Source organism: Marinobacterium rhizophilum DSM 18822 (assembly GCF_000378045.1).
GTDB lineage: Bacteria > Pseudomonadota > Gammaproteobacteria > Pseudomonadales > Balneatricaceae > Marinobacterium_A > Marinobacterium_A rhizophilum.
The window spans coordinates 64,370-87,004 of record NZ_KB899102.1 but is presented as its reverse complement, the minus strand read 5'-3'; the positions used below and the strand labels follow the sequence as shown (position 1 = coordinate 87,004).

The 22,635-nt window shown below is 60.5% G+C and carries 20 protein-coding genes; 8 read left to right on the top strand and 12 right to left on the bottom strand.

All coding sequences use genetic code 11. From position 1 onward, the window contains the following. Positions 1 to 174: 174 nt before the first annotated feature. Both yaaA and F451_RS0115345 read left to right on the top strand, forming a co-directional pair. Entirely contained in the window at positions 175 to 948 is a 774-nt protein-coding gene (gene yaaA, locus F451_RS0115350) for a peroxide stress protein YaaA (RefSeq protein WP_020682276.1), read from the top strand. 26 nt (positions 949 to 974) lie between these two features. Then, positions 975 to 1,964, top strand: a complete 990-nt coding sequence (locus F451_RS0115345; protein ID WP_020682275.1) for an aldo/keto reductase — start codon at positions 975 to 977, stop codon at positions 1,962 to 1,964. A gap of 26 nt (positions 1,965 to 1,990) precedes the next feature. On the opposite strand, the gene F451_RS0115340 is transcribed toward F451_RS0115345, so the two are convergent. The 3 genes from F451_RS0115340 to F451_RS0115330 all read right to left on the bottom strand — a co-directional run bounded on the left by F451_RS0115340 (position 1,991) and on the right by F451_RS0115330 (position 5,463). Beyond that, positions 1,991 to 3,016, bottom strand: a complete 1,026-nt coding sequence (locus F451_RS0115340; protein ID WP_020682274.1) for an AbrB family transcriptional regulator — start codon at positions 3,014 to 3,016, stop codon at positions 1,991 to 1,993. 357 nt (positions 3,017 to 3,373) lie between these two features. Then, entirely contained in the window at positions 3,374 to 4,750 is a 1,377-nt protein-coding gene (locus F451_RS0115335; RefSeq protein WP_020682273.1) for a sensor histidine kinase, read from the bottom strand. Next, positions 4,747 to 5,463, bottom strand: a complete 717-nt coding sequence (locus F451_RS0115330) for a response regulator (protein WP_020682272.1) — start codon at positions 5,461 to 5,463, stop codon at positions 4,747 to 4,749. Before F451_RS0115330 ends, F451_RS0115335 begins: the two co-directional genes overlap by 4 nt. A 216-nt stretch (positions 5,464 to 5,679) precedes the next feature. On the opposite strand from F451_RS0115330, the gene F451_RS0115325 reads away from it, so the two are divergent. Beyond that, positions 5,680 to 6,534: an MraY family glycosyltransferase gene (locus F451_RS0115325; RefSeq protein WP_156826510.1), complete on the top strand. Its 855-nt coding sequence runs from the start codon at positions 5,680 to 5,682 to the stop codon at positions 6,532 to 6,534. Between the two features lie 50 nt (positions 6,535 to 6,584). Next, positions 6,585 to 7,166, top strand: coding sequence for a YceI family protein (locus F451_RS0115320; protein ID WP_020682270.1), 582 nt, complete (start codon positions 6,585 to 6,587; stop codon positions 7,164 to 7,166). Positions 7,167 to 7,272: 106 nt separating this feature from the next. Here the strand turns inward: F451_RS0115320 and F451_RS25705 are convergent, their stop codons facing one another. The 4 genes from F451_RS25705 to F451_RS0115300 all read right to left on the bottom strand — a co-directional run bounded on the left by F451_RS25705 (position 7,273) and on the right by F451_RS0115300 (position 10,249). After that, on the bottom strand, positions 7,273 to 7,776 hold the full coding sequence (locus F451_RS25705) for a Crp/Fnr family transcriptional regulator (protein WP_020682269.1): 504 nt from the start codon (positions 7,774 to 7,776) through the stop codon (positions 7,273 to 7,275). Between the two features lie 75 nt (positions 7,777 to 7,851). Continuing rightward, complete coding sequence (locus F451_RS0115310; RefSeq protein ID WP_020682268.1) at positions 7,852 to 8,310, bottom strand: CopD family protein; 459 nt, start codon at positions 8,308 to 8,310, stop codon at positions 7,852 to 7,854. Positions 8,311 to 8,535: 225 nt separating this feature from the next. Next, entirely contained in the window at positions 8,536 to 9,891 is a 1,356-nt protein-coding gene (locus F451_RS0115305) for a DegQ family serine endoprotease (protein WP_026291798.1), read from the bottom strand. Between the two features lie 34 nt (positions 9,892 to 9,925). Next, a complete protein-coding gene (locus F451_RS0115300) occupies positions 9,926 to 10,249 on the bottom strand; it encodes a hypothetical protein (protein WP_020682266.1) in 324 nt (107 codons plus the stop codon). A 643-nt stretch (positions 10,250 to 10,892) separates the two neighbouring features. Between F451_RS0115300 and F451_RS0115295 the strand changes: the two genes are divergently transcribed. The 4 genes from F451_RS0115295 to F451_RS0115280 all read left to right on the top strand — a co-directional run bounded on the left by F451_RS0115295 (position 10,893) and on the right by F451_RS0115280 (position 14,529). Further along, a complete protein-coding gene (locus F451_RS0115295) occupies positions 10,893 to 11,336 on the top strand; it encodes a hypothetical protein (protein ID WP_020682265.1) in 444 nt (147 codons plus the stop codon). A 221-nt stretch (positions 11,337 to 11,557) separates the two neighbouring features. Further along, positions 11,558 to 12,040 (top strand): c-type cytochrome, encoded by a 483-nt coding sequence (locus tag F451_RS0115290; RefSeq protein ID WP_020682264.1) that lies wholly within the window; start codon positions 11,558 to 11,560, stop codon positions 12,038 to 12,040. 136 nt (positions 12,041 to 12,176) lie between these two features. Beyond that, positions 12,177 to 13,106, top strand: coding sequence for a c-type cytochrome (locus F451_RS0115285; protein WP_020682263.1), 930 nt, complete (start codon positions 12,177 to 12,179; stop codon positions 13,104 to 13,106). Between the two features lie 85 nt (positions 13,107 to 13,191). Beyond that, positions 13,192 to 14,529, top strand: a complete 1,338-nt coding sequence (locus tag F451_RS0115280) for a DUF2254 domain-containing protein (RefSeq protein ID WP_020682262.1) — start codon at positions 13,192 to 13,194, stop codon at positions 14,527 to 14,529. Positions 14,530 to 14,601: 72 nt separating this feature from the next. On the opposite strand, the gene F451_RS0115275 is transcribed toward F451_RS0115280, so the two are convergent. The 5 genes from F451_RS0115275 to F451_RS0115255 all read right to left on the bottom strand — a co-directional run bounded on the left by F451_RS0115275 (position 14,602) and on the right by F451_RS0115255 (position 22,554). Further along, complete coding sequence (locus F451_RS0115275; protein WP_040879950.1) at positions 14,602 to 16,395, bottom strand: ABC transporter ATP-binding protein; 1,794 nt, start codon at positions 16,393 to 16,395, stop codon at positions 14,602 to 14,604. Further along, positions 16,392 to 18,158: an ABC transporter ATP-binding protein gene (locus F451_RS0115270; RefSeq protein ID WP_020682260.1), complete on the bottom strand. Its 1,767-nt coding sequence runs from the start codon at positions 18,156 to 18,158 to the stop codon at positions 16,392 to 16,394. The genes F451_RS0115275 and F451_RS0115270 overlap by 4 nt, the downstream gene beginning before the upstream one ends. Before the next feature lie 73 nt (positions 18,159 to 18,231). Next, positions 18,232 to 19,383 carry a lipocalin-like domain-containing protein gene (locus F451_RS0115265; RefSeq protein WP_040879948.1) on the bottom strand — a complete coding sequence of 384 codons (1,152 nt, stop codon included), beginning with the start codon at positions 19,381 to 19,383 and terminating at the stop codon, positions 18,232 to 18,234. 55 nt (positions 19,384 to 19,438) lie between these two features. Then, positions 19,439 to 21,895 (bottom strand): ABC transporter permease, encoded by a 2,457-nt coding sequence (locus F451_RS0115260; RefSeq protein ID WP_020682258.1) that lies wholly within the window; start codon positions 21,893 to 21,895, stop codon positions 19,439 to 19,441. Beyond that, positions 21,892 to 22,554 (bottom strand): ABC transporter ATP-binding protein, encoded by a 663-nt coding sequence (locus F451_RS0115255; RefSeq protein WP_020682257.1) that lies wholly within the window; start codon positions 22,552 to 22,554, stop codon positions 21,892 to 21,894. The genes F451_RS0115260 and F451_RS0115255 overlap by 4 nt, the downstream gene beginning before the upstream one ends. Positions 22,555 to 22,635: the final 81 nt, after the last annotated feature.

The following is a 22,635-nucleotide window of genomic DNA, read 5'->3' as shown; positions in this document are numbered from 1 at the left end:
ATGGGCACAGGCGGGCTGCGCGTCATGGCTTGAGCGCATCAACGTAGCCAACCCTTTACACAAGCCCGATCAACGACGGAGCGTCGATGGCGGACAGCCCCGCCATCGACGCTTTTTTTGCCCGTCCAACCTGCGTATCATCGGGGGCGAAATGTAGCCACAGACGCCGTCCCCATGCTGATAGTCATATCCCCTGCCAAGACACTGGATTTCGAAACCCCGCCCGTTACCGACCGGCACAGCCAGCCTGCCTATCTTGACCAGTCGCAACTGCTGATCGACGAACTGCGCACCCTGGCCGTACAGGATGTGGCCGAGCTGATGAAGCTCAGTGACAAGCTCGCCAGTCTCAACGTCGCACGCTATGCCAGCTGGGAAACACCGTTCGATGCCGATAACGCCAAGCAGGCACTGCTGGCATTCAAGGGCGATGTCTATACGGGTCTCGATGCCGAAAGCCTGTCAGCCGACGATCTCGATTTTGCCCAGTCCAAACTGTGTATTCTGTCGGGCCTCTATGGCTTGCTCAAGCCGCTGGACCTGATGCAGCCCTACCGCCTCGAAATGGGCACAAAGCTGAAAAACAAGCGCGGCAAGGACCTTTACCAGTTCTGGGGCCCCCGCCTGACTGATGCGCTGAACCGGGAACTGATGACCAGCCAGACACCGGTACTGGTGAACCTGGCTTCCAACGAATACTTCCGCTCCGTACAGCCGAAAAATCTGGAAGCCCGCCTGATCACGCCGGTGTTCAAGGACTGGAAGAACGGCCAGTACAAGATCATCAGCTTCTACGCCAAGAAAGCCCGCGGCCTGATGGCACGTTACATCATCCAGAACCGCATTCAGGACCCCGAGCAGCTGCGAGGCTTCGATCTCGACGGCTACCGTTTCGCAGAGTCCATGTCCCAGGGCGATACCTGGACCTTTATCCGCGATCACGCCTGACCATAAACAGCCAGTAAAGGAACACCATGCAGCAACGCGCGCTAGGCCCCTTTAACGTATCCGCAATCGGTTTTGGCTGCATGAGCCTGTCCCATGGCTATGGACCCGGACCCGATGAAGAGGACTCCATACGCCTGCTGAACCAGGCACTGGACGCGGGCCACACGCTGTTCGATACCGCAGCCCTGTATGGCTTTGGCCATAACGAAATGCTGCTCGGCAAGGCTGTAATGCACCGGCGCGATGAGTTCGTCCTGGCAAGCAAGTGCGGCATGTTCAGGGACGCGGCCGGCAAGCGGGAAATCAACGGCCGCCCGGAAGTGCTGCGAAAAATCTGTGAAGACAGCCTGCGGCGTCTGGGTACAGACGTCATCGACCTCTACTACCTGCACCGGTGGGATAAACAGGTGCCCATAGAAGAAAGCGTCGGCGCCCTGGGAGACCTGGTGCGCGCCGGAAAGATCCGCGCGCTGGGTCTGTCCGAGGTGTCGGCCGATACGCTGCGAAAAGCCCATGCCGAATATCCGATCAGCGCCGTGCAGAGCGAATACTCACTCTGGACCCGCGAGCCCGAAATCGCCGTACTGCAGGCCTGTCAGACAATCGGTGCCACCTTCGTGGCCTTCAGCCCCCTGGCCCGTGGCTTTCTCACCGGATGCCTGACGGCGCCACAGCAACTGGCCGACACTGACATCAGGCGCAACATGCCGCGCTTTAGCGAGGATAACTACCCCGCCAACCTGGCGCTGCTGCATGAATACGGGCGTATTGCGAAGGCGGCGCAGTGTTCAATGGGACAACTGGCACTGGCCTGGCTACTGGCCAGGGACGAAAATGTCATTCCGATCCCGGGCACCAGCAATCGCGATCACCTGATTGAAAACAGTCGCAGTGCCGAGATCGCGCTGTCGCAGGACATCATGGAGCGGCTGGACGAATTGATTAACCGGCATACAGTAAGGGGCGAACGTTATAACGCGGCCAGCCTGCTTGAAATCGATACCGAATCTTTCTGAGCATCGACCCCGCTGCCTTAAGCCCCTCAGGCCAGACGCTCACGGGCAAAAAGCCACTGACTGGCCGTGACCAGCACAATCAGCAGATAAATCCGCGCCAGGTTGTGCGCTGTAACAAAGGTCGCATCCAGTGACAGGGACAGTGCCACCAGGCTCATCTCGCCCACGCCACCGGGGGCAAACGCCAGAAACGCCGACACCAGGTCGATGCGGGTCAGCTGCTGCACCAGCCAGGCCGCGCTGAGTGTCAGGGTTATGGTCAGCACAAAGGCCGCCACGCCGGAACTCACCTGATGCCGCACCTGCGCCCAGCTCAGCGGCATAAAACGACAGCCCACCGACGCCCCCAGCACCACCAGTGCCGCATCCAGCAACAGCGGATGCAAGGCGCCCTGCACCAGACCACTGCCATAGAGAATGGCGGTGGTAAGCGCCGCACCGGCCATTTCGGCGGCGGGAATCCGCAGCCGGCGCATCAGCGCAATGACCGTGACATTGGCCAGCAGCAGCCAGCCCATATCCGCCAGTTCCAGGCCCGCCCGCTCCACCACGGGTTCGGGCAACAAATTGCCACCAAGGATCGAAGCCAGCAACGGCGCACTCATAACCAGCAGGAAAACCCGTAACGACTGCAGCAGCGCCACGGTGCGCGTATCGGCCCCGGAACCCTGGCTGGCCAGGATCAAAAAGCTCAGCGCGCCGGGCGCGGCCGAGTAAAAGGCCGTGGCCCACTCAAAGCCAGCCGCATAGCGATAAAACAGCGTGATAAGCAGCGTCAGCAGCGGGACATAGAGCAGAACCAGCGCCAGAGAATAGCGCCAGTCCTGCAGTTGCTGAACGATATCCGACGACACCCCGGAACCCAGATAAATGCCCAGTACCGCCAGAAACAGACTGCGCAGTCCCGCCGGCACGGCCACATGCCTGCCCGCCACGGCAAGCGCGCCGGTGAGGCACATCGACCCCAGCATCCAGGGCAGCGGAATGGATGCGAGCCAGGCCAGGTAACCGCCCAGGGTGGCGAGCATCAAGGTAATAAGGGTTTTGCGCATATCGACCCATTCCGTGCGGGACTTGTGCCGCAACGCCAAGCCCCATAAAAAAGCACCGCTGACATGGCCAGCGGTGCTTTTACTGAAGCGAAGACGCCTTCAGGCTGAGAGAAAAACAGCCCCTCAGCGTCTGGTGGCCCGAGTGCTTTCCAGCAAATCAGGCCGGGAATCCACGTAGGTAAAATAGACACTGCATTTCGCCAGTGAGCGCACACATGCATTCAGAAAAGCGTTCATTCATCGAATCCTTGTTATTGTTATCGGCCTCGACACCGCAGCACCGAGACGCAGGCGAAACTATATCCCGGAAATTCAGCAGGTGCCAGTTCGCCGCCTTAAGTCGAGCCTTTGCAGTGCTCAGCTGCGGGGCAATTGCAATTCGACCTCAAGACCGCCGGCACTGCGGTTTCTCAAATGGATCTCGCCACCATGGGCATGGGCGATGCTGCGGGCAATGGCCAGCCCCAGGCCAATGCCGCCCGTATCCCGATTGCGCGAACTTTCCAGCCTGACAAAGGGATCAAACACCCGTTCCAGATCCGCGGGTGCAATGCCTGGGCCCGAGTCCCGGACCAGAATCTGCAGCTGATGCGTGTCCTGGCGAATCTCGACTTCGGCACTGCCGCCATAGTGGCAGGCATTTTCAATCAGGTTGCTCAGAGCACGGCGCAGAGACCCCGGCCGACACAGGAAGGGAATACGCTGGCTGTCGTCATAGGAGATGGCAAGTCCCAGCGCCTGCAGGTCGTCGCACAGGCTGCCCGTCAAGGCGGCCAGATCCACCGTGCGGGAGTCCTCCTGCACTGAATCCTCCCGGGTAAACGCCAGGGTAGCATCGATCATGCCCTGCATTTCGCCGAGGATACATAGCATTTTGTCCCGTTCAGGTCCCGATGGCAGAAATTCGGCATGCAAGCGCAGTGACGTCAGGGGGGTGCGCAGGTCATGGGAAATGGCCGCCATCATTTGGGTACGATTGCGCACGAAGCGTTCCAGCCGTTCGCGCATGCGATTGAAGGCGCGCATGGTATGGCGCACGTCCTCAGGCCCCTGCTCAGCGATGGCCTCGGTTGTTTCGCCGCGGCCGATACGGTCCGCCGCCTGCGTTAGCGCCGCCAGCGGTGCGGTGACGTGGCGCACGATCAGCACCACGACGATCACCGTAAGTGCAAACAGCGCCAGAGCCACCAGCAGCGGCCCTATCCAGCTGGGCAGATTGGTGGGGGATAACAGCACGGCATTGAGCCAGAGTCCGTCGGGACGCTGCAGCGACACCGTGGCCAGTGGCAGGCCGCCGCCTGCCGGGTCAAACAGCAAATTGGGCCTGAGCAGGTTTTGCACCCAGCTGTAGCACCAGTAATAGCGTGGACTGATGAACAGCCGCGCCTCCCCCGGCGTCGTCTTGGAAAGCGAGGTCAGGCGCTGATACAGCGGATGATCCGGTGCGGTCAGCTCTGCCAGGCTGGCCGCGGCATCGACTTCGATGGCAAAGCGAAAGCGGTTGCTGGTCACCGAGTTCAGCATCTGCTGATGCAATGCCACGGGCGTTTCACCCAGCAGACGCTCCATGGCCGCACTGCGCGACACCAGATCCTCCATCTGGCTCTGGCGCACGGCACGGCTACGCTCCTCGAAAAAAATGTAGACAGTCGTGGCGTTCACGATACCCAGCGCCAGTATCAGCAGGCCAATGACCCGCCCTGGCATGCTCTGACGCAGATAGCGCAGCATCATTCGCTCACCTCCACACTGAGCATGTAGCCACCGCCCCACACGGTCTTGATCAGTACCGGGTTACTCGGGTCCTGCTCGATCTTGCGGCGCAGGCGGCTCACCTGGTTATCAATACTGCGATCGAAGACATCGGCCTGACGCCCCCGGGTCAGATCCAGCAGCTGCTCGCGGCTCAGCACACGTCGCGGATGCGCCAGAAAGGTGGAAAGCAGCTTGAACTCCGCCGTACTAAGGGGAACCGCAACCTCGTCCAGCCCCACCAGCTCGCGCCGTGCCACATCCAGCCGCCAGTCAGCGAAACGCAGCTGTTCCACCACCGGTGTCTCGCGCTGTGGTGGCAGTGCTTCGGTACGCCGCAGCACTGCCTTGATGCGAGCCAGCAGCTCGCGGGGGAAAAACGGCTTGGTCAGGTAGTCATCGGCGCCCATCTCCAGCCCCAGCACGCGATCGGTCTCCTCCGCCATGGCGGTCAACATGATGACGGGAATCTGGCTGTGCTCGCGCAGGTAACGGCACAGCGCCAGGCCGTCTTCACCCGGCATCATCAGGTCCAGTACCACCAGGTCGATAGCGCTGCTTGCCAGGCGCTTTTTCATCTCCTGACCGTCCCGCGCCGTGCTGACCCGCATCTCGTACTGTTCAAGATAGCGCGCCACCAGATCACGGATTTCCTGATGGTCATCAACAACAAGTATGTGGGGCATCGAAGTCATGCGGTCTCAGTCAGTCGAATAAGCATAAGTAATCTGGGCAACAAGCTTATACCGCCGCCCCGGTCACGGGCGAACGGAAAATGTATCAAAGTATGTCAATGCGAGCTGCTGTGACAAAGCGCGACAAATCAGCCGCCGGCTGAAAAACTTTGTACACATTTGGTGGGCTTAATAGAGCCCTGACTGAAATTCATTTGCAAAGGCCGAGGCGCACGGATGTCATCGTTGTTAAATAACCCCACCATACAAAGCTCGCTGCTACCTCTGCTGCTGGCCTTGGGCCTCACGGGTCTTATCCGCGCCGCATTCGGTGCGCAACACGGCGGACGCCTTGCCAGTGCCGCCATTGCCATCGGCTTTATTGCCAGCCTGGTGCTGATTCAGACCCCGGTGTTCCCGGCGCGCTCCGCTTCACAAAAACTGCCCTACCTGGTTGCCCTGGCATTATTGCTGGGCTTGATCGTCGACAGTCTGAACCTGCGTGGCCGCACGGTGCAGCTGATCGGATTTCTGCTGTCGCTCACAGCCCTGGGCTGGCTGCTGGGTAGCCGTATCAATCGTATCGACCTGGCAGGCTGGGCCCTGATTCTACTGCTGATCGCCGTTGCCTGGCTGGCCAGCTGGCGCAGCAGCGTCGCCCGGGAACGAATCGATGGCGGCATCATGCTGCTGTTCGCCTGCGGTGGTGTCGGTGCCATCAGCCTGATTGGCGCCTCGGCGTCCATTGCGCAAACCGGCTTTGCCATGATGGCAGCCTGCGGCGGCTTCCTGCTGTGGAACTGGCCGCGCCTGCGCTTTGCCCTGGGCGCCAGTGCGCACTATGTATTGATCACCGCACTGGTTGCACTCTGTGCCCAGCTGCTTTTTTTCACCAAGGCCAGCGGCTGGGCTCTGCTGTTACTGACGCCAATGTTGCTGATCGACAGGCTGCAGGCGCAACTGCCGGGCCTCAGAAACATCACGCACCCCGCTGCCAGGGCACTCTGCCTCGCGGGTCTTGGTGCGCTGATCTGTGCCCTGGCCGTAGGCGTGGCGCTGCTGTTAAGCCGTTCCAGCGCCTCCGGCTACTGATAACCGTTTGAAATGTTAAGTAAAAATCCAACAACCCAAAGGATCTAGTCATGACACTGAAATCCCTGCTCGCCACCGGTCTGCTGGCCGCCACCCTGTCCAGCGCTGCCGTCCAGGCCGCTCCTGCCAACTACATAATTGACATGGCCCACACCAGCGCGGTGTTCAACATCAACCACCTGGGCTTCTCCACCATGTTCGGTCGTTTCGGCCAGATGGACGGCACCCTGGTGCTGGACACCGACAATATTGAAAACTCCAGCGTCAAAATGGTCATCGACACCGCATCGGTTACCACTTTCCACGAGAAGCGTGACGAGCACCTGCGCTCGCCGGACTTTTTTAATGCCGCCGAGTTCTCGGAAATGACGTTCGAAAGCAGCAAGGTGACCAAGACCGGTGACAACACCGCGACGCTGGAAGGCGAGCTAACCCTGCTGGGCGTCTCCAAGCCGGTGGTACTGGACATGACCATCAACAAGATCGGCCCGCACCCGTTCACCAAGGCGCCGATGGCCGGCTTTTCCGCCACCGGCACCATCAAGCGCAGCGACTTCGGCATGGGCTATGGCCTGCCCGCCATTGGCGATGAAGTCACTCTGCGCCTGGACGTTGAAGCTGCACCTGAATAAGCCTGTGTAGCACAGGCCAGCGCTATAACATCGGCATCAAGACTGTGCCTTTGCAGCGCTGGCCTGTCGATATGGCAGTAAGTGTAAAGGCCACAGGAACAAGAGGTTAACCCGGCTTGCCCCTGCTTTGCTGCATGCTCAATTGCACGATGACGTTATTCAGCTTGCGGATGCCCCGGGCCATTTCCCGCGTCAGGTTCAGCAACAGCACCCCGAAGGCTTCGGGTTCGCTCATGTGCAGCTCCAGAAACTGATCGGCGGTTATCTCCACCAGCAGCGTCTCTTCGGTCGCGACCATCGTGCCGATACGCTCATGCAGCCCGATCATGGCCACAAACCCCACCTCTTCGCCCGCGCCATGGAGACGCGTAAATGCATGCTGATCCTCGTCACAGATGTAGGCGGCAAGATTACCGCTAATCACCACAAAGAAACTGTTCACGCTGTCACCGGCCCTGAACAGCACGTCGCTTTTATCGAGCTGCCACACCTGGCCTTCGGTCAGCAAACGCAACACCGTGCTGTCTGGCAAAGCGCCAAAGCACGACATCTCCCTGAAATGAGCAGCTCCCAATGAATGCCAGAGCACCTGACCATCGATGGTTTTCATGCGACAACCTGTTACTACTGCGAAAGACCCGTCGCGGGGCAGCGCCTGCGATCTACCGCAGCCCTGCACCCAGTATCAAGCGTACAACATTCGTCCGCCGACGGCATTGACGATTGTAATCAGTCCCAGTAGCAAATTAATCCCGACTAGACGGCGAATCTGATTAAGCTGTGCTCCAGCCTTGGGCCAGTCTGACGCGCCCACCGCCTTTTTCAGACGCTGGAAAGGGGCAAAATAGAGATGAAGGAACAGCGCGACCATCAGGTATCCGCTGGCCAGCATGATGTGCACATGCAGCCCCACCGCAGCCATGCCGCCCATTAACCCGATCATCCAGTGGCCCGTCACCAGCAGCGCAATAACCGCGCCCCAGACCCAGACAAAGAAACGTTTGAACAGCTGACACCAGAGCGTAAGGCGCTGTGGCGGTTCCAGCACCTTGGCAGCCACTGGACGCAGACACTGGTAGGCGAAAAACATGCCTCCCACCCAGATAACAGCAGCAAGCAGGTGCAGACTAATGGCCAGAGGCATGCGACGAAATCCTGTTCGGTTAGTTGACTACCGATGGAAACACAGAAACCTGCCTGCGTGAAGCAGCACCCGGTACCTTAGACCGACGATTCATCGCTAAATCCAGGGGCTGCCCCGGCAATACAAAAAAGGCGCCGTTATTGCGGCGTCTTTTTAGCTCAGTCATGCAGCCCATGAACAAGTCCTGCACAGGACAACCCGGACCTGTTCATCGGGTCCTTGCTGCTAGTGTATGACCAGGAAAAATACGCCTCCGCCCCGCGCCACCTGGAGTAACACAGGATCCTCGTTCTGTTCCAGCGCCTGGGCGATATCCTGCGCCGAGCTGACCTTCCGGCGGTTAACGCTTAGCAGGATATCACCGGCGCGCAGACCATTAGCCGCCGCCATTGAGTCGGGCGACAGCGCCTGGATCAGCACACCCGGCCCGTCTGGATTGGGTTCCAGCGTGACATTCTGCAACAGCGGATGCTCAGCCCTGGATGCCCAATCCGACGACTCACCGACATCAACCTTGATCGTCAGGGTTTTGCCATCGCGCAACACCTCAAGCGACAGGGTTTCGCCGATATTACGGAATGCAATGCGGTTGCGCAGCTGACCGGTACTGGACGTCGGCTCACCGTTCACCGACATAATCAGGTCCCCGGCTTCGAGTCCCGCCTTGTCGGCTTCTGAATCCTTCTTCACATCGGTCACCAGCACACCCTTCTCGCCATTGGGCAGTTTGAAGGCTTTTTGCAATGCCGGTGTCATGTCCTGTATCGCCACGCCAATCTGGCCCCGCCTAACCTCGCCGTGCGTCAGTATCTGCATCGCACTGGCCCGGGCCATGTTGATCGGTATGGCAAAGCCGATACCGACATTGCCACCCCCCGGGGCAATAATCGCCGTATTGATCCCCACCAGCTCACCCCGCAGGTTGACCAGGGCCCCCCCTGAATTGCCCGGATTGATTGAGGCATCGGTCTGGATAAAGTCTTCATAGCCCTCAATTCCCAGCCCGCTGCGCCCCAATGCACTCACGACCCCCGTGGTAATGGTCTGACCCAGGCCAAAGGGATTACCGATGGCCACGACAAAGTCACCCACGCGTAAAGTATCGGAATCCGACAGCGCTACGGCCGTTAGATCATCGGCATTGATTTTCAGCACGGCGATGTCCACCTCGGGATCCCCGCCCACCAGTTCCGCTTCAAAGGTACGGCCATCCACCAGTGAGACCTGAATTTCGTCCGCCCCCTTGATGACATGGAAATTGGTAATAATCGAGCCTTCATCAGCATCCACAATCACACCGGAACCGGCACTGGTCTGGCGCCGTCTTGGACGCGGCCTGGCTTGTTGTTCGGGGATATTGAAAAAACGCCGAAAGAACGGATCCTGCAGCAGGGGGTTTTGCTGCTGCGCCTGGCTGGTGTAGGTGGCAATATTTACAACCGCCGGATTAACCTGCTCCAGCATTGGCGCCAGGGAAGGCAACTCACGTCCCGAGCTATCGGTCATAGGCAGGCCAGCCAGACTCCAGCACGACAGAGTGCTCAGCACCACAATCAGCATGTATCTGAATTTACGTGTCATGAAAGTGTTCTCCTGTGCATTGAATGCTTGATATTTATGCCTGGCCCAGCTTCACACTACGGCCAGCAGAATACCGGTACCGGATCAGGTCACGCACCTGATCAAACGCATCCGCGACCGCAATGCCGATAGAACCATTGTTTACATACACATCTCGCTGTTTACGCCCGGCGGCACGGATTGAAATATGGCACTGATACATGTGCCTGGGGCGCCCCCCGTAGGGCACCTGGTCCAATACGATATCGACCCGGGTAATATGTGGTGCAGCCTCGGCGAGCCATTGCAGGCGATAATTGATCTGCTTTTTGGCAGGTGCATCGGTTACGCCATGACGAAACAGGGTTGAAGTAATCATAGAGTCCTCCGGGGAAAAGCGCAGGCACGCCGGCACCGCCCCAAAAAATAGGAGATACGAAGAATTAAATCCGTTTTATTAAGCAGTCAGAGAGCGCGTACTAATCGCGGCGGGGCGCGAATGGCAGGTCGTCCGGCTATCGATGCCCCATACTCGAACAGGCAGCACAACGACGGTGGGGTATTTGGCAGATCAAACAGGGTGACTACTACAACGGCAGCCTGTCCCCGGTCAGCGCCACTTGAGGGCGCCGGATCAATAACGGCAGACGCAGTGGTGAAATCAGCATGATGTCCCAACAGTGCTTCATCACGAACCTGCTCGGATGCGGAAGCACCCAACGAAAACAGCAGCAATGTCAGAGTGTAGAGTAATGCCTTCACGTCCTTTCCAGGCTCCGTACATCCAATTGAATACCCATGCAATTTCAATAGATTGCACGAAGCACAATTAGTTCTGCAGCGAGTGAAATGAATATTCGCCATCGCTGCCCCAATCCTGTTCAAGCTGCATTGCGCGCGTAATCACCGTATAGTGAAAAAGCTCTAACGGTAAAATTCGCGCAGCGGGCTGATACTTTTCAGGACCGATGCAGCCCAGTCGACGCGACGTCGGCACCTTCCAGCTCAGGGTGATATAAAATATGGACGAACGCGTCAGAAATATAAAAACACCGGAAAAATGTGAAATCTTTGCTAAAAACTGCGCCGACCGGGGTCGGGATGATTTGGCGCTGGAAGCCAAACAGTGGGCGGTACAACTTCGGGCCGAAGCGTACGGTGCTGAATCCGAAGTGGAAAAAGAGGCCGTCAGCGCAATCTACGCTTATGAAGAAGTCCTCAGCGCCAGAAATGGCAAGAAAACCCGCGCCTCCAGCACCTGGCAGCTGATCAAGCGCCACGGCATCATCAGCGCCGTTGATCGCGCACTCAACCGCCCCGCGGATCCTGAAGGGTACGACACCCTGGTTGACATGGGCCTGGCAGACTACGCGCTGGAAGCCGTTATTGTGCGCAACCCGGAAACGTTCAGCGACTCGGCTGTGAAAATATCCCAGGACAGAATCAAGCAGTGGACCTGCACGTAATCAGCAACGGGCCTGCCTGACTGGCGCAAAACAGACTTGATCAGCACCTGCCACGGGCATGTGCCAGCATGTTTGCCCTCCCCCCTTTGGCAATTAAGTAGCAAGAATTGGCCTCTGTTACTGTGGCCGCAACGTGCGATGGCCGTCCCCTGTTTCAAAGTCATTTGGCCCCTGCTATAAAAGGTGGGGTTCGCCCCCCCGACAACCACTGGAGAGTGCTTATGATCAAGCTAAAGGGAATTGCCGCAACACTGGTGACTGTATCAGCACTGGGCAGCAGCGGCGCTTTTGCACAGGATGTAGAAAAGATCATTGAAGCCCGGCAATCACTGATGCACCTGTATGCCTTTAACCTGGGCACCGTTGGCGAGATGGCCAAGGGCAACACCGAATACGACGCACAGCTCGCCGCCACTGCCGCGCAAAACCTGCTCGCACTGGCGCAGATGAACAGCGACCGGCTGTGGCCCCAGGGTAGCAGCAAGGTGGACCCAGGCCTTGAGGATACAACCCGCGCCCTGCCGGAAATCTGGACCACAATGCCCAAATTATCTGAAAAACACACTGATCTCACCACCGCACTTGAAACCTTTGCCACGGTTGCCGGCAAGGATCTGGCCAGTCTCAGGGGCGGTATGAAAGCAGTAGGCGATGGCTGCAAAGGCTGTCATCAGGACTTCCGCGCCAAGAAAGAAGATAGCTAGCAGCCCACCCCGACCTGCGGTCGCGGGCATTGTTACCTTCCAGGGAGCCTATGAACAAGTTCCAGCTGCTCTTAACGGGACTCATGCATAGGCTCCCTGGCTGCAGACGCCGGGAAATCCAGGGACGAGCGTAACGATGAAGCTGTGTTTTAAACTGGTCGCTTTAGCCACGGCGGGTGCTGCGGCCGGCCTCTGGATGATCAGTGCGCCGCAACCGGCCATTTCGGCGGACGCGCTGGCCTCGGTGCCGGGCGATCTTCAGCGTGGTGCCGAGGTATTCCATATCGGTGGCTGCGCCTCCTGCCATATGCCGCCGGACTACGAAGAGCCGAATACCGATACCATTCCCCCACTCAGTGGCGGCAAGCGCTTTCGTACCCCATTCGGCACCTTTGTTGCTCCCAATATCACCCCCGACAAGGCCACCGGCATTGGCACCTGGTCGACTAGCGAATTTGCCACCGCGTTGCTCAAAGGCGTCTCCCCCCGCGGGGAACACTATTATCCCGCCTTCCCCTATACCTCCTACAACCGCATGACGCTGCAGGATGTGGCAGACCTCAAGGCCTTTATCGATACGCAGCCGGCCGTCAGCCGGCCCAATGACAGGCACGAGCTCGATTTTCCGTTTTCTCTGCGCAGAGGTCTCGGGTTGTGGAAATACCTGTACAGTCAGCCTGAACGTGTAATCGATTTCGGCGACGCCGATAGCGAGCTGCGCCGCGGCCAGTACCTGGTGGAAGGTCCGGGTCACTGCGGTGAATGCCACTCGCCCCGCAATGTTTTCGGCGCGACCGACTATAGCCGGTGGCTCGGCGGTGGCGCCAACCCGCAAGGCGATGGCAGCATTCCCAATATAAGCCCGCACAGATCCGGTCTTGGTGACTGGAGCGAAGCCGATATTGCCGAGTACCTGTCATCCGGTTTTACCCCTGACTACGATGTCGTGGGCAGCGAGATGGCCGACGTGGTGGAAAATACAGCCAGACTCGCGGCGAGCGATCGCAAAGCCATCGCGGCCTACCTAAAGGCCATTCCGGCAGTTGAGGCGAGCAAGACCGATTAAACCTGCCAGGGGAAAATTGCGCAAAAGTGCTACGCTTTGCCAGTGTTTCACAACGGCGCGCACGGAGTCTGCGAAATGACTGGCAATGAATAACCGCTTCAGATTTTTCCTCAACCGCGTCAGCGAGCGCCTCTGGGTCAAGCCGCTGCTTAATTGCGTCCTGTCGATCCTCTGGGTCTTTCTGGCCAAACTGGCCGACTACAGCGGCCTTGCAGCCCTGGTACCAACGATTTCAGCCGAGTCCATTGAAACGCTGCTCAGCATTATTTCGTCAAGCATGATGGTGATTGCCACCTTCGCCGTCGCGTCCATGGTCTCGGCCTATGCATCGGCCAGCAATACCGCCACACCCCGAACCTTTACCCTGGTGATATCGGATGATGAATCGCAGAACGCGCTGTCAGCCTTTATCGGTGCCTTTATCTTCAGCATTGTCGCGCTCATCGCACTGCAAAATGGCTACTACGGCAAAGCAGGGCACTTTACCCTCTTTGTCATGACCCTGCTGGTGTTCGCCGTTGTCATCATCACGTTTGTGCGCTGGGTGGATTCAATCGCCCGTCTTGGCCGCCTGGGCAGCACCGTCGAGAAGTCAGAACGGGCCGCCGCCAAAGCTCTGCAACGCAGACGTTGCTCGCCCACCCTCGGGGGCGTATCCGTGGCACCACGCTCGCCCGACGCGCAACCCGTGTTCGGCAGCCAGATCGGTTATGTCCAGATTGTCGACCTGGAGACGCTGCAAACCCTGGCCGAAAAATCACACACGCGCATCACCGTGGAGTGCCTGCCCGGCAGCTTTGTCGGGCCCGGTCGGGCGCTGGCCTATGTCTCGCCAGACCCTGCCACTGGCTGCCCGCAATCCAGCGGCCCCGGTGTCGATAGCGGCGCAGGCAACAGTTCAGCCAAGCCCTGCGACCTGGCCGAAGTAGCCCGCACCTTTCGGGTTCATCCCAAACGTACCTTTGATGAAGACCCGCGTTTTGGCCTGATCGTACTGGCCGAGATCGCCAGCAAAGCGCTGTCGCCGGCAGTGAATGACCCCGGTACAGCCATTGATGTGATTGGGTCGCTGGTACGCCTGTTCGCCCTCTGGGCACAACCTGTCGACAAGGAAGACCAGTGCGGTACCCTGTACGACCGGGTCGCGGTGCCTGAACTGGCATTGCAGGACCTGTTTGACGACGCCTTCACCCCGATCGCACGCGATGGCGCTACCCATATTGAAGTGGCCATACGGCTTCAGAAAGCCTTTGATTCGCTCACGCGCACCGGTCACGTTGAAATGCGCCAGCTCAGCCTGGAACATGCCCGCTCTGCGCTCGCACGCGCCGAACAGGATCTGCAGTTCGAGCCTGACCGAGCTGCGCTGCGCCAGGTGACAGAGCGCGAGCTGCGCACCGCCTCACCACTGTATGAAGCCTGATTAGCCAATACTCAAAGGCGCGCCGATGCCGAGGTAATACCGGTTCCTAGGGACTCGCAGTCACCTGGGCGATCAGACATCTTCGGCTTCTTCCACCCGCCGGGCCTGTTGCTGCAAGCGGTACATGGACCCGTACAGGCCGTCGGGCCGGGCCAGCAGGTCGGCGTGGGTGCCGGCCTCGGCGATCTCGCCGTGGGACAGCACCAGAATGCGGTCGGCGTGGCGAATCGTGGACAAACGATGGGCGACAACGATCAGAGTCACCCGGCCGTGCAGCTCGCTCAGTGCCCGCTGCACCACCTGCTCGGTTTCACTGTCAACATTGGCCGTGGCCTCATCGAGCAGCAGAATGCGCGGCGAGGCGGCCAATGCCCGTGCAATAATCAGCTGCTGACGCTGGCCCGTCGACAACCTGGTGCCGCGCTCACCCAGCAAGGTCTGGTAACCCTGCTCCATGCCACTAATCACGCCATGCAGGTGCGCCTGGCGCGCGGCCCGTTCAATGGCCGCAGGGTCCAGATTCCGCCCCATGTCGATGTTGTCATAGATGCTGGCGGCCAGCACAAAGGGCTCCTGCGGAATCAGGCCGATTCCCGCACGCAGGGCACCGTGGCTCAATGCGGACAGCGGCTGATCGTCGATACGAATTTCACCGCCACTGGGTGTATAGAAATTCAGCAGCAGATTCAGCAGTGTGCTTTTGCCGCTGCCGGTATGCCCCACCACGGCATAGAAGCCGCCGGCCGGCACCTGCAATGCAAGCCCCCTGAGCACGGGTTTGCCTGGCTGATAATGAAACGCCAGATCTCGAATGCTGATGGCGCCTGCGCTGATCCGCGCAGTACCGGCCTGATATTGCTGCTCGCTTTCAAGTATCAGCTGATGCACACGGCTGCCCGCGACCATGGCCTGCTGATACAAATTGAAACGCTGGGTTATTTCGGCCAGCGGTTCGGTGAAGCGGCTCAGGTAATTGAGAAACGCATAGAGCACGCCGATCTCGGCAACGCCGTTGACCTGCTGCAGACCAAAGCCCCAGACAACGCCGACCAGCACCAGCACACTGAGCAGATCGATCGCCGGGCGCAGCAGCAGGGCACCCGCCCGCACGGTACGCATGCGGGCGCGGTAGTACTGGTTGTTCAGGCCCTCGAACTGCTGCGTGAAGCGCCGTTGCTGATTGCCCGCCTGAATCACCGCCATGCCGGCAATGGACTCGCTGATGCTGGCATTGATCTCGGATCGGAGCTGCCGTGTTTGCCCCACCGCCGCACCACTGAAGCGCTGATAGAGGTAAATCACCGCCACCACCGTCGGCACCAGGGTCAGTGCAATCAGCATCAGCTGCACATTGAGCAGCCCCATCGCGACAATGATGCCCGCCAGCAGAATCACGTTGGTCAGCACCACCGACAGGAACTGCACATACAGATCCTTGATGGCCTCGGTATCGTTGGTAATGCGGCTCACCAGCTGGCCAGTGATGGCCCGGTCATAGAAGGCCATGGGCAGACGCAGCACGTGGGCGAACACCCGCTCACGGATATCCAGCACGGCTGCCAGCGCCATATCGCAAAAGCGCAGTGTCTGCTGGTAGCGCAGCCAGGCCGCCGCAACCTGACTCAGCAAATAGCTCAGCAGCAACACAAGCAGCGCCCGCAGCTCGAAGTTCTCCACCAGCAAATGGTCATCGATAAAGACTTTCAACAGGATGGGGCCGGCCACATCCGCTGCCGTCGCCAACAGCAGTAACAACAGCGCCTTTATCAGCAGCGGCTTGTCCCGGACCACATAGTCACTCAGCAGGCGAAAGGCGCCACGTCTGTCCGACACTGGCGCGGCCGTGCTCTGTGACGACGCCCTCATGCGCTGACCTCCCGATCCCTGGCATCCAGCGACGCCTCAAGCTGCTGATAGGCGTACATGCGGCTGTACCAGCCATCACGGGCCAGCAGTTCTGCATGATCACCCCGCTCGGCGACTATTCCGTGCGACAGCACCAGGATTTGATCTGCATGCTGCACGGCAGACAGGCGATGACTGATGATGATGCAGCTCTGGCCGCCGACATTGCGGCGCAGGTGCGCCAGAATGCGCCCCTCGGTATGCACATCCACCGCCGACAGCGCATCGTCCAGTACCAGCACGGGCGCCCGGGTCAGCAGCGCCCGGGCGATCGCCAGGCGCTGCCGCTGGCCGCCCGACAGCGTAACGCCGCGTTCCCCCACCGGGGTGTCATAGCCCTGCGCAAAGCCCATAATATCGTCGTGTACCGACGCGATACGCGCTGCCGCTTCGATATCGGCCTGGCTGGCGTCGGGCCGCGACAGCGCAATGTTGTCGCCAATGCTGAGGCTGAACAGGAAGGCATCCTGCGGCACATAGGCGAAGGTGCCGCGCACCGCCGTCAGCGAGAGCTGCGAAAGTGGCACACCCCCGAGCTCGATCACGCCATGTTGTGCATCCCAGTAGCGCATCATCAGCTGGATCAGTGTGCTCTTGCCGGCGCCGGTCGGACCCACGACCCCAAGCACCTGCCCCGCTTCCAGCTGCAGATCAAGTTGCTGCAACGCGGGCGTCGGGCTGTCGGGGTAGGTGAAGCCAAGTCCCTGCAACCGAATAGCGGTGCCTTTGGGCTGCAAGGTGCCGCTCGCCTCGATACTGTCCGGCAACTGCAGCAGGCTGTCCACCCGCTTGAAGGCCGCACTGCCGCGCTCGACGATATTGAGCAGCCAGCCAAAGGCAAACATCGGCCAGATCAGTTGCCCCAGGTACATGATAAAGCTGGCCAGGGCCCCGACCGTCAGCGCCTGCTGCACAATCAGCCAGGCGCCAAACCCCACACTCAGCGCCAGCGCCGCGGCCATGCTCAGAAAGATTACCGGCTCATACAGCGCCTCGCTGCGCGCAACCCTGAAGTTGCTCGCCGCCGCTTCTTCGGCGATGCTGCAGAAGGCTCGGGTTTCAACCGTCTCACGCCCCATGGCCTTGACCAGCCGAATACCGGCCAGTGCTTCCTGGGCGCGATCGTTGAGACGGGAAAACTGCTCCAGCGCCTGCTGGAAATGGTGATGCACGGCGCTGGAAATACGGTAGAACCCCAGGGCCATGAATGGAAACGGCACCAAGGCCACCAGTGCCAGGCGCCAGTCGATCACCACAAACATCATCACCAGCACCAGCACGAGTGTCAGCAAACCGTCAAAGCCCGATAAAACGCCCTCGCCAGCCGCAAGCTCGATGGCATCAATATCGTTGGTGGCGCGGGCCATCAGATCACCGGTATTGTGGGCATTGTAAAATGCCTGCCCCTGGCACGTCAGACGCTGATAAAAACGCGCCCGCAACAGATTGCCGAGCCGGTAGGAGGTACCAAACAGAATCAACCGCCAGCCCATGCGCAGCAGATACACGGCCACACCCAGCCCGGTCAGTGCCAGCAGATAGTGGCTGGCGGGCATGCTCGGTGTGCCGGCTGCAGGTGCCTGCAGCAAGGCATCGATGGCACGGCCGATCAGCCAGGGCACGCTCATGTTCAATACCGCGACACCCGCCAGCATCAGCAACGCGAGGGCGTAGGTGCGCCAGTGTTCACGAAAGAACCAGCCAAGTTGCAGAAATAGCGCCATGGGAAACCGGTCTCGGCACAGGATGGGCAGTCAAGCTCGCAAGCATAACCTGAAGCCACCGCCGGGCGCAGCCTCAGTCGCCATAACCGGTCATTTCCAGATAGCCTTCGCCGTGATGAGTGCCGCTGACGTCCACCGGTCCCTCCCAGTAGCGTAACCGGCCCGGGTTCCAGTACTCGCCTGGCCAGGCGCTGACCTCGAGCGCAATCCCCTGCGCGGGAACCGTCACCTGCCAGCGCACCGGCACCCGGCCGTGCTGGCTGTCGCGATACGCCAGCGGCTGCAGACTGAACTCGTCGGGGTTCAGCGCCTTGCTGCTGCCGCTGGCCTGAATCAGGCTGGCGGCGTAAAACGGGCTAGCGCCCCGCACCCGGAACAGCATCAGCCGGCGGCCGTCGTCAAGATGCAGCGCCAGCCAGTCCCAGCCCTGCTGATCGGGCTGCAACAACTGACTGCTCCATTCCCGATCGAACCAGCCCTGGCCACTGACGTCGTGGGTCACTCCATCCAGAGTGACCTGACCACGCATGATCAGCGCCGGAAAACTGAAATACATCGAACCGCCCCCCTTGGATGACTTGGCGCTAAAGCCATCAGCGCCGTGACGTACCGGTGGCAACGACGGTGTCGCCTGCAGGCGAAAGGCAAAGTTGTCGGCCCGGGCCTGCAGCAGCCAGTCACCCGAACCGCTGTCCCCTTGCTGGCGGTCAACACGCGGATCCTGACTCGGCAGATCCGCACCCAGTTGCCAGTCATCGATCCAGGCAGAAAAGGGCGCCAGCGTAACGCCAGCCTGGCCCGTGCCGCCGCGGGCCCACTTTGAGGCGAAGCGATGCTGCCCGGGCCGGCTCAGCGCTGCGTGGGCAAGCCAGACGTCATCCCGGTACCAGCCGGCGGGACGCGCGGCATCCTGGTACGCGTGCAGACCGAAGCGAAACAACGTCCACTGCACGCCAAAGGCCTCCCCCTCTGCGCTGTGCAGATTGGCAGTCAGATACCACCATTCCAGCCGATAGTCCAAATGGCTGCCCAAATCGCGGGGCAATGAAATCTCCATCCCCGGTCGCGCCTGCGCAAAGCCGTTTGCCTGCGCAAAGCCGCTTGCCTGCGCAGGCGGCCCTCCCAGCAGGTCAGCGGCCGGCGGTGGTGCCGAAGGCCCACAGCCGGCCAGCCACAGCGCCAGCAGACCCAGCACGTACCTGACGTCCGATGGCCATCGTGGCATGCGCGTCTGCGCCCCAGTAACACCGCATCGATTCGCTCGCCCCGTGGCGCTGCGGTTAGTCATTCTTGAGCGTCTCCAGCCGTACCGGATTTGCCATCACCAATCCGGTGACCGCGCCGACCAGCAGGCACGCCAGCCAGACCTGCAGCCAGTACGCCGGATAAAGGCTGAACGGCAGCGCCCAGCCAAAGGCAACCGGATTGACACGGGCAACCAGCACCCAGGACAAAAAAACGCCCAGCGGCGTTGCCAGTACTGCCAGCCCAGTGGTGAGCAGCATGGCATGGGCACACAGGCGCCAGCGCAGCTCAGTACGGGTCAAACCACAGACATGGATCAGCGTGTAGAGGCGCTGACGCAGTCGAAACAAGGCTAGCGCCATCAGCCCCAGCGCAACGCCGGAGAGCAACAGCGTCAACCCGCTGAGCGCACCCGTAATACTGAACGTACGGCCAAACACCGCCCGGGCAGCGGACTTGAGTGAAGCCTGGTCACGCAGCCGACTGCCTGCAAGCCAGGCATGTTGCTGCGTCCAGTGCTGCCAGTCGGGCCTCGCGCCCGGCGTGAGTCCCAGCACGAACGTAGTGTAACGACCGGGCAGCGCCTGGGGCAGATGGCTGATCGCCAGCAGGATTTCGCCGTTTGGCCGCCCATAGTCGGCATAGATGGCCACGACCCGATAGAGTTTTTCCAGCGCGCCAAGACGCACGGTGATCCAGTCTCCCAACTTGAGTCGCTGGCGCCGTGCCAGCTGCTCATTCACCAGCACGCCCTGCCCCTGCAGCGCCCGCCAGGGCTGCGGTTCTGCCTGCAGGAATTCCCAGTCCGAAACCAGATCGGACTGTGGATCCACACCCAGCACATCCACCGCCTGCTGCTCCACCAGTGCCTGCCCGCGCACCCGTGGCAGCACCGACTCCACATGCGGCAGGGCCTGCAGCGGTGCAACCCAGTCCTGCAGCCGAACCGGCCGCCCGGGATCCAGGTAAAGCTCCCCCTGCAATCGCTGATCAAGCCAGCGCACAAAGGTGCTTTCAAAGCCCGTCACCATGGCCTGAATACCGATGGCCGAAGCAATGGAGAACGCCAGCGCCAGTAATGGCAGGCGCAGCAATCGACACAGCGCCTGCATTTCCGAGCAGGACCATTCCAGCAAAGGGCGACGGCCACTGCCGCGCTCTAACAGGACCAACAGCCCCTGCAACAGCCCGCTGACCAAACGGGGCAATAGCAGGCCCGCGCCGAGCAAACAGGCGCCCGTGGCAATAAAGATCAGCCACAGGGGCGTGTTCAGATCCAGCATCAGGCCCAAAACACCCGCCTGCATCAGCAGCACACCGGCCAGCCAGCCCCAGGGGCTCTCGGCGCTGCTTGACGATGCCGGCCTTACGCCAGCACGCAGCATAAAAATATCGCTGCAGGCCCAGCCCAGCAGCACCAGCAATATAATCGCGGCCCGTAACCAGAGGGCACCTGCAGACAAGCCAGCCCCCAGCCCCTGGACACTGAACAACCCCGCCAGCGTGGCACGAAAGCCATCGGCCAGCAGCCCGGCGAGGCCATGCCCGAACCATACGCCCAGGGCACCACCGATGACACAGAGCAGCAGCATTTCCAGCAGCAGGTACAACCGCAACCGCCACAGCTCAACACCCTGCCGATAAAGTATCTCCAGGCTGTTCATGCGCTGTGCCATGGCAAACAAATAAACCGCCCGTACCAGTAGCGCAGCCACCAGCAGTGCCAGCCAGCCGAGCGCCTCCAGACTGAGCAAAAAACTGTGTGCCAGGGGGACTGACGAAACGCCGTAGTCGTACAGCGTCGCCTCGTACTCCGTGGGTAAAGCCTGGGCCAGGGGCGCCGGCATCAGCAGCTCGAGCCGGGCCTCACGGCCAAGCGATCCGGCAAGGCTCGCAATGGTGGCAATATCACCGACCAGCAGGTTGGCCGGCAGCTCGGGCACGTCGTGCAGAGAATATTCAGCGGGCATCGCGGGCATCCAATCCCGCCAGCGTTGCAGGGCCGGCAGCGTCCCCCACAGCCCCATTATTGCCCCGCCGGACTGCGCAGCCGCGCCGCCTGGCGCGGGTTCGGACAGCTGCTGCGCAAGGTGCTCAGAAGCCGCATCCATGCCCGGCGGCACAGGCAGGCAACTCGCCGTGAGCGGATCGAGACCCAGCAGGCGCAGCGCTGGCTGCCGATCATCGGAGGTCGACATGCGACGGGCAGCCTGCGGTTCGGCCAGCTGCAGATCCAGCCTCGGCGTGATGCAAAAGCCCGCTCGGCGCAGGCGCGCAAAATCGTCAACCCGGAGCGGACCGCCATCCTGACGTCGCACCGATAGCACCGGTACCTGAGCCTGCAAAGAGGCTTCGATGGAGGCAGCCCCACGACTGGTGAGCGATTGCACGCCACTCCAGAGCATCGCGGCACAGGCCAGAATCAATAGCAGACCGACCAGCTGGCCAGGATGGCGCTGATAATGGCTCAGATACACGCGGCCCAGGTTCATGGCCGCAACTCACCATTACTCAGCTCCAGCACTCGATCACAGCACTGCGCCAGCGCCGGATTATGGGTCACGATCAGGGACGTCAGGCGGCGCTCGTGCATTGCCTCGAAGAACAGCGGCATCACCCGCCGCGCGCTGGCCTGATCCAGGCTGCCGGTAGGCTCGTCGGCCAGCATCAGCTCCGGCTGCATGGCAAATGCACAGGCAAGCGCCGCACGCTGACGTTGCCCCCCCGACAGCTGATCGGGGTAACGCTGCGCCACCTCGGCGATGCCCAGCGCCTGCAGCAACTCGAGTGGCTCAACCGCAAGACCTGCCAGCCCCGCCCGAAAAACAATATTGCGTGAGACATTGAGGGTTGGAATCAGGTTGCCATCCTGAAACAGGGTGGCAATACGGCTGCGACGCAGACGTGCCCAGTCGTTGTCGCTGAGCCCCTGGCAGGCCTGACCAAAAACCTCCAGGCAACCCCGATCGGGCCGCATCAGGCCGTTAAGCAGATTAAGCAGGGTCGACTTGCCACATCCAGACGGCCCCATAATGGCCACGGACTCGCCCGCCGCAAGCTCAAACGACAGCCCGCGCAGCACCTCGACCCGGGTATCCCCGCGACCGTAATGCTTACAAATACCATCCGCCCGTATTACCAGTTCCGTCATAGCCATTCGCATCCTGCCACCGCACTTATTATAGGGGGCTGCACCGACTATGCTGTAAATGCCGGAATCATTGCAGGAACC